This is a genomic window from Desulfosporosinus sp., assembly GCF_014237355.1.
GTDB lineage: Bacteria > Bacillota > Desulfitobacteriia > Desulfitobacteriales > Desulfitobacteriaceae > Desulfosporosinus.
In genome coordinates this window covers 1-9,948 of record NZ_JABZFS010000016.1, presented here as the reverse complement: position 1 = coordinate 9,948, position 9,948 = coordinate 1, and the positions used below count along the sequence as shown (strand labels likewise).

The 9,948-nt window shown below is 39.4% G+C and carries 7 protein-coding genes and 1 pseudogene; 2 read left to right on the top strand and 6 right to left on the bottom strand.

Annotated elements, in window-relative coordinates; genetic code table 11:
* Positions 1–76: 76 nt before the first annotated feature.
* The 4 genes and pseudogenes from HGJ98_RS04015 to HGJ98_RS04000 all read right to left on the bottom strand — a co-directional run.
* A pseudogene (locus tag HGJ98_RS04015) lies at positions 77–2,269 on the bottom strand (cation-translocating P-type ATPase); the annotation flags it as partial.
* A 164-nt stretch (positions 2,270–2,433) separates the two neighbouring features.
* Positions 2,434–3,237 (bottom strand): DUF368 domain-containing protein, encoded by an 804-nt coding sequence (locus HGJ98_RS04010; protein WP_291349762.1) that lies wholly within the window; start codon positions 3,235–3,237, stop codon positions 2,434–2,436.
* 252 nt (positions 3,238–3,489) lie between these two features.
* Positions 3,490–5,493 carry a methyl-accepting chemotaxis protein gene (locus tag HGJ98_RS04005; RefSeq protein WP_291349761.1) on the bottom strand — a complete coding sequence of 668 codons (2,004 nt, stop codon included), beginning with the start codon at positions 5,491–5,493 and terminating at the stop codon, positions 3,490–3,492.
* Between the two features lie 218 nt (positions 5,494–5,711).
* A complete protein-coding gene (locus HGJ98_RS04000) occupies positions 5,712–6,950 on the bottom strand; it encodes a multidrug effflux MFS transporter (RefSeq protein ID WP_291349760.1) in 1,239 nt (412 codons plus the stop codon).
* Positions 6,951–7,186: 236 nt separating this feature from the next.
* Between HGJ98_RS04000 and HGJ98_RS03995 the strand changes: the two genes are divergently transcribed.
* Complete coding sequence (locus HGJ98_RS03995; protein WP_291349759.1) at positions 7,187–7,372, top strand: hypothetical protein; 186 nt, start codon at positions 7,187–7,189, stop codon at positions 7,370–7,372.
* Positions 7,373–7,446: 74 nt separating this feature from the next.
* Here the strand turns inward: HGJ98_RS03995 and HGJ98_RS03990 are convergent, their stop codons facing one another.
* Complete coding sequence (locus tag HGJ98_RS03990; protein ID WP_291349758.1) at positions 7,447–8,514, bottom strand: sulfite oxidase; 1,068 nt, start codon at positions 8,512–8,514, stop codon at positions 7,447–7,449.
* Between the two features lie 219 nt (positions 8,515–8,733).
* On the opposite strand from HGJ98_RS03990, the gene HGJ98_RS03985 reads away from it, so the two are divergent.
* Positions 8,734–9,477: a Dps family protein gene (locus HGJ98_RS03985; protein WP_291349757.1), complete on the top strand. Its 744-nt coding sequence runs from the start codon at positions 8,734–8,736 to the stop codon at positions 9,475–9,477.
* Between the two features lie 162 nt (positions 9,478–9,639).
* Here HGJ98_RS03985 and flgB read toward each other — a convergent pair.
* Positions 9,640–9,948, bottom strand: a 309-nt coding sequence (gene flgB / locus HGJ98_RS03980) for a flagellar basal body rod protein FlgB (RefSeq protein WP_291349756.1), incomplete at its 5' end; no start/stop codon positions are given.

Genomic DNA, 9,948 nt, shown 5'->3' with positions numbered 1-9,948 from the left:
TGGAATTTTGACGGTAATATATGCCTCAATTCTTGCTCTGCCAGTGCCTTTTGCGCCAGTGCATTTACTCTTTTCGTCTTGGTTTTTCCTTCATGACATTTTCATTGTGGGGTTCTAACCCTATGGCAATGGCCGGAAGGCTATCCGTTACAAGGTTGATAAAGAGTAAATGCACTGGCGCAAAAGGCACTGGCAGAGCAAGAATTGAGGCATATATTACCGTCAAAATTCCAGCAGTATTTCCCGATAACAGGAACTTTATTGAGTTTTTAATATTAGCGAATATACTTCGTCCATTAGAAACCGCCTTGATAATCGTGGAAAAGTTATCATCGGTCAAAACCATAGATGCAGCATCCTTAGCAACTTCTGTTCCCGTAATCCCCATTGCAATCCCTATATCCGCCTGCTTAAGAGCGGGAGCATCATTAACCCCATCACCAGTCATAGCAACTACATTACCCTTATCCTGCCATGCTTTTACGATTCTTATCTTATGCTCCGGGGATACCCTAGCATATACTGAAATAGTTTCCACTCTTTCTCTAAGGGCATCATCACTTAGTTTATCGAGCTCATAACCTTCCACAGCCTCCCTTTCATCCTTTAAAATCCCTATTTGTTTTGCTATAGCTGATGCAGTAATCTTATGATCACCTGTAATCATGACAGGCTTAATACCGGCATTTTGAGCACTGGCAATCGCCGGTGCTGATTCCTCTCTTGGAGGATCCATCATTGAAATAAGCCCTATAAATATAAGGTCCCTCTCATCCTCTAACTCGATTGTTTTTTCATCGTCAATTTCTTTATAGGCCAAAGCCAATACTCTTAAGCCACTTTCCGAGAAATTCCTGTTCACCTGCTCTATCTGGGTTCTTTCTTCCTGGGTTAAGGGCTCTAGTCCTTCAGCCTTTTGTATGCTTACCACTCTGGAAAGCATAACATCTAATGCTCCTTTAGTGAGCATCATAGTTTTACCGTCAAACTTATGTACAGTACTCATCAGTTTTCTATCTGAATCAAACGGAATTTCACCTAATCTTGGATAATCTTCCCTCATCCTTTCTTCATCTAAACCATAAATCTCTCCCAAATTCACAAGGGCTATTTCCGTTGGATCGCCTATTTCTTTATCCTTAACGGTTATTGCATCATTACATAACAGTGCAACCTGTACAAGTTTCTTTTCAAGCCATTTATCATGATCTAACTCATCGTGGTCTAAAACCTTCCCATCCACAAAAATCGTTTGTACTTTCATTTTGTTCTGAGTCAAAGTCCCGGTTTTATCTGAGCAAATTACGGAGACACTTCCCAGTCCCTCTACTGCCGGGAGCTTTCTAACAATGGCATTTTGTTTAGCTAGTTTCTGAGTCCCCATGGCCAGAACAATAGTTACGATAGAACTTAGAGCCTCCGGTATCGCTGCTACGGCTAAAGAGACAGCGAATAATAGTGATTCAATCAGAGCATGGCCTCTGGAGAGATTTAATGCAAAAATTAAGGCTGATAAGGCAAGAATTAGAACAGCAAGTTTCTTCCCAAAGTCATCCAGGTTGACCTGCAAGGGAGTTTTCTTTTCTTGGGCATTTTTGAGCAGACTGGCGATCTTTCCGATCTCAGTATTCATCCCAATGGCGGTTGCAATCACTACAGCCCTGCCATAGGTTACAAAACTTCCGGAGAAAACCATATTCTTCCTATCCCCTATGGCAATATGTTCTCCCTCAATGATCTCGGAATTCTTAAGGATACTCACAGACTCACCTGTTAAGGAACTCTCATCTGTCTGAAGACTATAAATTTCTAGAATTCTTCCATCTGCACTTACAAAATCCCCTGCGTCTAAGTATAGAATATCTCCCACGAGGATTTCCCTTGATGGAATTTCTACCTTTTGACCATTTCTTAACACTTTAGCATTCGGGGAAGATAAGGACTTTAAGCTCTTAAGTGACTGTTCTGCTTTCAGATGTTGTACAGTTCCCAAAATCCCATTAACAATAACTACAACGATAATTACTAATGTACTCTCAAATTTACCTAGAAAAGCGGAAATCGCTGCAGCGGCTAATAAAATCAGCACTAAGAAGTCTTTAAACTGTTCTAAGAATACCCGAATAGGACCTTTCCTGCCCTTGTCTTCCAATTCATTAAAGCCCTGTTCTTTTCTCCTGGTTACTACCGCTTCGTCACTTAGCCCTTTTTCCGTAACTCCTAATGTTTCCATCACTTTTGCAGCTGATAATCTATAAAACTCTTGCATCTGACTACTCCTCTCAATTGCATAACTCATGGCTATTATTCCTTGAAGAAAATAATAATATAACTGCTTTTGGCATAGGTTTAGTATATGTTTACTAAGGATTAATAATGATACCAAACTAAACAAAAAGTTTCTCAGTCGTAAGACCTGAGAAACTTTTTGTTTTAGTTTTTGCTACCAAGCAGAGCAGCTACAATGGACCCGACAAGAAACATAACAGTACACAAGATCCCGTAGGGAATAGAACTTGGCAATCCCGGAAAAATGACAATAACTGATCCTAAGACTAGTCCAATCATAACAGCGTATGTTAAGGTACTAAATTTACTAAATAAGAATTGGATAAGATTACTTGTAATAATTATACCAATCACAACTCCTAAACCCAAAGTGATAATAACAGAAATATTAAAGCTAGAGATAGCATTTATTACTGTTGGATAGACGCCCAGTAATAACAAAACTAAAGAACCACTTATTCCGGGTAAAATCATTGCAGAACTTGCAATCCAACCAGAGAAAAAAAGAAATAGGTAATTACCCAAGGTTAAGTTAGTCCAGATTGACTCTAAGTTACCTTCACGAATAAAGCTGGTAGATGCCACTAATAAAGCGGCAAGTACAAGAGAAAGGTAATGAGAAGATTTAAAGGTTTTTCGGAAATTTGCTGTCCGAAGTAAAAACGGGATAATTCCTAAGATTAACCCAGTAAAAAAGAAGAACAATGGCATAGAGTGAGTGACTATAAGCCATTCGATTACATGGCTAAATGTTGCTAAAGAAATACCAATACCAAGCATTATTGGTGCTAAAAAAACTAAATGTTTCCGCCAATCCTTGCTAAATATCCCATTAATCGAAGCAATTAACTCATGATAAATACCTAAAACCATAGCAATTGTACCACCACTAATACCGGGGATCAGATCAGTGATCCCCATTACAATACCACGAAGAACATTACTCATAGTTCACCTTTATCTCCTCTTTATCTTTTTTTGCAGCATATCTACGCGCACTTGGATAGCTTAAGGTTAGTATTTCTTGTAAAAAAAATACTATAACTCCACAACCCTAAAAGATCCTAGTGAGTATGAACATTATAACAAGCTAGTCTTAGCAGAATTTACTGCAAGCCTAGCTTGTTATAAGTAATCTCTTACCTTCACCCCTTACACCATACATTATCAATGTCATAAAGTCCCGTGGAAGTAACTTCCCTATACTTCAAATCTTGATACAATTTTAAGGAGACTTTCCGAGCTTTCTTTAGATCTCTCTGCATGGTTTATGACTTCATTCGCTTTTTCTACCACCATAATATTTTTCTGAGCTATGTTGGTTGTTCCCTCTGCCCCTTGATTCGCCGAAACAGCAATTTCTTCGATTACCTTCGTCATCTCCTGTACAGAAGCAGTCAGTTGCTGAGCAGTTGCACTGAAGTCAGTCACCAGGCTATCGACAAACTCCGCATCCTTGTTGTATTGCTCACTAATCCCAACCATATTCTCGTAGTCTTTTAGTACCTGCTTGTCAATAAACTCAAGTATACTCACCGAGCTTTCCGACAAATTCCCTACAGAAGAAACCACAAGTTTTGTCACTTCCTGAATTTGAGTAACAGTGTCCTTCGAATTCTCCGCCAGTTTCCTGATCTCGTCTGCCACAACAGCAAAGCCCCTTCCAGCTTCACCGGCTCTTGCTGCCTCAATAGCTGCATTTAATGCGAGAAGATTGGTTTGAGATGTAATCTGCAAGATTGCTTCTGAAAGGACATTAATCTTATCAACTGCTTTAGACTCTTCTATCGCTGTAACCATTTTCTCTTGTGTAATGTGATAAATACTTTGAGCACTATTCTGAGAGGAAACTGCAGTTTGATTAAGTGTATTTGCTCTTTGACTAATTTCTCCGGCAGATAATGCTCCCTGTTGGGCCTTTTCAGCGATTGAATTAACCGCTCTCTCAATTTCTGTAGCCGTTGCACTCATTTCTTCACTAGATGCAGCAGTTTCTTCCATGCCTGCAGATAGTTGCTCTGTGGTCGCGGAAACCTCTTCAATCTGCTGAGTTAAAACTGTCATAGTTTGTCTTGTAGCTAATACTGTCTCTTCAACATTTTTGGATTCGTTAATAACCCCTTTAACAACTTCCCTAACAGATTCCTGCATTGTATTAATGGCATTGGACAGAACCCCTATTTCATCATTCCTCTCCAAAAATTCTTTTGGAGTTACTCGTGTGAAGTCACCTGATGAAATAACTTCTAGATGCTCTGCAGCGGACATAAACGGAGTAGCTATTAATCTAGAGATGTAATACCCTAGCCCTAAACCGAGGAACAAAACCACTAAGGATGCGATCAAAACGGACTTGCCCATAGTCTTTATCCCTGACATGACATCATCTTTAGGTGCAGCAATTGCCAATGACCATTCAGTTCCAGGTATAGGTGCATAGCCAAGATATTTTACAACTCCGTCATACTCATACTCCCCGGCTCCAGTCTTTCCTTCAACCATTTCTCTTTCTAATTTCACCAACGGCTCTAGTTTTGGATCCTGTTTGACATTTTCAAAATCATTATCCATGTTCATCACTAGGTCCTTGTTAGTATGGGCAATGGTGGTGCCTTTTTTATTGATCATAAAGGAATTACCTGTTTCGCCGTATTTAATATCTTTTGTAATAGTGCTTAAACTAGTTCCATCTCTCAAAGCAACTAATACTCCAATTATCTTTCCATCTTGTTTTATCGGAACAGCATAGGAAATAACGATAGATCCATTATCCTTGTTTACTATTGGATCAGAGACAAATCTTTCACCGATAATAGCCTTTTTAAAGTAATCTCGTTCACTTAAATCGACCATTTGTCCAGTTTGAGTTGATAATATTAAGCCGTCTGGTCCAAGAGTAAACATTTGAAGATGTCCGCTTCTTTTAGCCTCATCACCTACAAATTTAACTATTGCATCCCCCTGGCTACCTACGCCTTCCTGAATTATGTCGTTGTCAGCTACAGTTTCAAGGGTATCTAACACAGAGTTAATCCTTTCAGAAACAACCCTCGCTCCCTCAGTTGCTAACTGGGGAAGTGTTTTTTCAGCCTGTTCTTGAATAGCATTCGCTGCTGTAATGTATGAAACTAGTCCCAAGCCTCCGCAAACAATGAATAATAGAATCCCTATGTATACCACGATTTTCACTTTAATGCTTTTCATACTTAATCTCCCCTTAAAATTAAATTTTGGGAACCAAAGGCACTAGTCCAAGAAGCATCATGCTTTTGAATGCTGCTTCGCAGCTCATACTGTTACGGTATTATATCACACAAGATGATTTTTTTAGACAAAAAAGAACAATTTATTATCTGTCAGAGATAATAAATTGTTCAGCACTAACCGTCCTATGAATAGGGAAATTTTTTTATACAGTGCCTTTACCCTTCGACCTTTGGTCGTCTCAAAAATGCATAAATAAGCAATGCCCCTACATCACATAGTACAATAATGATACCCATAGGTACTGCATTATTACTCCCGCCTATACCTACTAAAGGCGCTACGAAGGCACCAAAAATAAAGGAAAGCAGGCCAAGCAATGCAGAAGCGCTGCCTGCAGCATGCCCATAATTCTCCATGGCCAGTGCCGCGCCGGCTGTGCCTACTACACCAACACAAGAGACCACAAAAAACAAGGGTATTAAGACGACTGGAAGACTCGCCTTAAATAGTATGGCAAGCAGTAAAACAATACTGCTCACGGCAGCAAGAGTAAGTCCCCCTGCATATAACCTAACCCCCTCTACTCTAGGGGCTAGTCTACCCGTGATTTGCCCGGCGAGGATAATACCTAGACCATTCAGGGCAAAAATCAAACTAAAAACTTGCGGAGAAGCACCATATATAGTTTGGATGACAAAAGGCGAACCGGAAATATAAGCAAACATGGCTGCAGTGACAAATCCTTGGGGCAATGCATACCTAATAAAATTACGATCAGAGATAAGTTCCCTGTAGGTATTTAGAGTCTTCGAGAAACCACCTGTAGAACGACTTTTAACCGGCAGTGTCTCCTTTAATCCAAAAAATACGGCTAAAAACATTGCCAGGCCAGTTATAGCCAGGGTAACAAAAATCCCTCTCCATGAGGTGAACTGCATGAGCTGTCCACCTGCTATGGGAGCCATAATAGGGCCCAATCCATTGACCAACATCAATAAGGATATAAACTTCATCATTTCGGCGCCTGAGTAAAGGTCTCTGACCATAGCTCTTGAAATCACCATTCCTGCCGAACCCATTACGCCTTGAATAAACCTCAATGCAATTAGACCACCAATTGATGTACTTACTGCGCATAAAAGAGAGGCGGCGGTAAAGGCGATCAGGCCTATCAACAAGGGGATGCGGCGCCCTCGGATATCACTTATAGATCCCATCAATAATTGTCCCAAGGATATTCCAAGTAAGCAAGCAGTTATGCTTAGTTGAGCCAAGGATGCGCTCGTATTGAGGTCTGTTGTTAATGAAGGAAGTGATGGTAAATACATATCAATTGATAGGGGCCCAATAGCTGCCAGGGAACCTAGTACAAAGGCTATCCAATAGCGTAGTTTTTTTGAACCTGACAATTCTTTTCCTGTTAAAATTCCATGCTTACTGCTGCTTAAAGACATATTATGTTCCTTTCCTTTGTTCCCTAGGGAAACATTTCATTACACCCTCCATTAACAGATTTACAAAAGGGTATTGATATTTACTAAAATAGTTTATTGTCCTCAAAAATGTTTGTCAACCTGCAAGCCGACATACTAATTTAATTCATAAGTTTTTCACAACTTATTCATTAGTTCTTCATTTTAATCCGGTATAGTACAACTATAACTTGTCCCAAGAAAATGGAGGGTAATTAATGAAAAAGATCGCAACAGTAATTACGACAGGACTCATGGTATTAGCTTTCTCTAGCAATGCTTTTGCTTCTACAGCCGTATCTGAAATGGCTAGAAGCAAAGGAGGTCAAGCTGTAGCACAATGTGCTCAGGCAATGGATAAAGGCGTATCTGAGTGTGCTCAAAAGCCGATTTGCAACGAATAGAACCAATATGGGGTCCATTGGCTGATTAGTCAATGGACCCTTTCTTCATCTTCTATTCTTTCAAAGCGTAGAAACTATTCGACTTTAATTTTGATAGTATATACGGCATTATATCCATAACCTTTTCTATTCCACTTTGCTTTAAAGGGTTGAATATGTCCGGAAGAATCCTTGGCTCTCGACATGATCGAATACTCGCCTTTATTAGAGACTTTCCAGACATAGTTCCAGAATGTCCATGAATATAGCTGGGATTGATCTTGAACAAGATTAGCCTTATGCCAGCTTTTACCTCCATCTGTGCTTACTTCAACTTCTGTGATTACACCCGTCCCTGTCCAGGCGATACCTTCAATGAGATGTTTTCCTTTATCCAGAATTGAATAGTTTAGTGGCTGCTGAATAATTGAATTAACATTAATCTGAGCTACTGGTATTTTACCTATATCACTATCTTTATATGGATAATAGTTATAATCAATCTCCTGAAACGGCCCTTTGAAGTGATGATCAATAACAATAATTCGTTTAACCCATTTTATTGAAGCCATTGCGTACCATTGGGGTACAATCAGCCTTAAAGGGTAGCCATGCTTAAATAGAAGGGGCTTCCCATTTAGTTCATAGGCAATGAGTGTATCGGGATGAAGTGCCTTTTGAATAGGCAAGCTTCTCGTAAAATGGAAGCTACCTTCCAAATCCTTTCGTTTGCCGTAATCATACGCCTCAAAAACGACCTCCATAGAAGTACTTTTCAATCCTATTAATGCTAGGAGATCCTTAAGAGGTACCCCTTTCCATAATCCCTGACTAATAGCTCCATCTTCCCATTGCTCCCCATAAACCTTCGGATCAAAAAACGCCCTGTTATTACCTGAGCATTCAAGAGGCAGAACCAGGTGTTTTGAGGGCATTCGTATTATATCTTCATATTTAAAAATTGTAGGTCTCATTACTTCTCCTACTATCGGAAGGAAATAAGCCTCTTGTGTTTGGGTTGGGTATTCAAAGTGATTTCTTATAAAGAAATACTCGGTGGGTGTGATGTTTTGACGGATAAAATGAATAGGAGTTTCTTGGTTTTCAGGGTTCAATTCTCTGGTAGTTAAATTAGGGATTGTTCCAGGTTTGACAATATCCAAAGTATCACCCCTATCTATTTAGCAATATCATAAAGCGAAGATTGATACCTTAAACTTATTAGTCAGTGCTGCAAAGTAATATCAAATAATAAATGTAATATTTACCATCTTTTCCCCAGCTCCCAACAACGATTAGGGATGTATTTTTTTACATATTTAGGCTGTTATTGGAGAAGTTAAGCATAGTTAAGGTCATACTAAATTAATAGAGGTGGAACTATGCAAACTGTCAACAATCAAGAGATTATGAACGAGGATTTTAAAATGGTTCAACAAAACGTAAGTCAGTTTCAAGAGGGATTTAAACTATCAAAATCCGGCTTCGACACTACTATGCCAGGACACACAACAAGCCATCCACAAAACATGGTTTTACGTCAGGAGCCTAGAACCGTAAGATCTGAGGGTTCTGGAATTAGTCTAAACGCTGATGTTCGCTTAGAAATGGGTCTAATGCTTGATGACCATTTATGCTCTTTTAATGTTGCCTTACACCAGTATACAAAGCATCATTGGTTAACAGAAGGAGCAGAATCTTTTCTCAGTTTGCACCATTTGTTAGACGAACATATTGATGTTACTCAAGACCATATCGATAAAATCGGTGAGCGCGTAGCAAGATTAGGGGTAGTTCCTACGGCACATCCTGTGACACAGCATGAAATATCCTATATCAAACACGAAGTTGAAGGCCGATATACTATGCGTGACTTTTTACGCAACGACCTTGAGCATGAATTAAAAATCCAACTTATGCTGCGTAAAACCATTGAACGTGCTCATGAACTTAAGGATTTTGGCACAGTAGAGGTTTTAGAAGAGGTTTTACTTAAGCGTGAAGACTTAGGATATCACCTATGGAGTGTGTTGGAAGATGACTCTTTGGTAAGAGGAATGAATCATTTACTTGACAGGAATGACGATATCTCTCATACACGCCCCATTAATCCAAAGCTTCAGTGAACAAATAAATTATTGCTGAGCTTCTGTGACTAACAAAGATGGAACAGAGTTCATGATTGAAGCCGGAGGCGTCATTAAAATGAGACGCTCCGGCTTCAAATAGTTTCGGTGATTTATTTTAATGTTATATTATAGGGATCATTTAAAGAACTAATTATTTGCCTAGCCAGAAATAAGCTTTTTTCTCCCGGAATATTTATTGCCCAGAATTTGCGCAAAGACCTGGTAATCAAGGCCGTTTTTTGCCAATTCAGTCATTTCGTTATCAATATCTACGTTATTTCCGTCATTGCGAATCGTAGTAGAATTATCAACTATTACCCTTGCTTTGATTGCCTGAATGTTTATAAACGAGGTATCAAGGTGTCTAGTGTCTGTTCTATGTAAAGAGAGTCTATCCTTGTTCTGGGCTTGGCGTAGAACGTCTTCAAACTCCACATGTGATTTCTTAAATCCAGGAGTATCAACATT